The sequence below is a fragment of the Pseudoflavonifractor sp. An85 genome (assembly GCF_002161235.1).
Lineage (GTDB): Bacteria > Bacillota > Clostridia > Oscillospirales > Oscillospiraceae > Enterenecus.
Genome location: NZ_NFHE01000131.1, coordinates 1 through 681, shown reverse-complemented (window position 1 = coordinate 681; position 681 = coordinate 1). Strand labels below are relative to the sequence as shown.

Below are 681 nucleotides of genomic sequence, written 5' to 3'. Positions count from 1 at the left end.
CAGTCCGTTACGTTCCAGCCGAACAAGCCCTGCTCCAGCCCGTAACGGATACCATCCCTGACAGCGTTTTGAAAACTCTGGTTCAAGTATCCCAGCGAAACCCGGCTCTCGTATTGTACGCCGGAGCCAAGCGGGAGTGGTGTAACAGACAGTCCGATAGATGCCCAAAACGGGTTGGGCGGCACCTCGATATGGATGGTGTGGCTGGCTGCTTTGAGCGGCCGCTCCATATAAATGACGGTGGGTTCCTTTACCACTGTTTCAATCTTGTATTTTTCCGACAGCAAAGCGGAAACGACCTCCAACTGCACCCGGCCCAAAAAAGAAAGAATGATCTCATGGGTGATGGAATCCACTTCGCAGCGCAAAAGCGGGTCAGTATCCGCAAGTTGCGTAAGAGCGTCCAGCAGCCGTTCTCTTTGCGCTGCCGTTTTCGGCGCAATCGTCGTCCGCAGCATGGGGAGGGGGGCCTCGCGCCACCTTTTACGAGGGAGCCGGGTTTGATCCCCTAATACATCGTTTAACCTCACGCTGTCGCTGGGAAGGATAACAATTTCGCCCGGATAAGCGGTGTCTGTCCGAACAATTTCCCCTTTGGATGGAATACGCATCTCTGTGATTTTCAGCTTTTCTCTCCCGGCCAGGGCCACCGTATCCCGCAGGCGCAGCGTTCCGCTGTAT

Annotated in this window: 1 pseudogene; it reads right to left on the bottom strand. The window is 55.1% G+C overall.

The window, feature by feature from the left end:
* Positions 1-681, bottom strand: a pseudogene (locus B5G37_RS14790) (tetracycline resistance ribosomal protection protein); the annotation flags it as partial.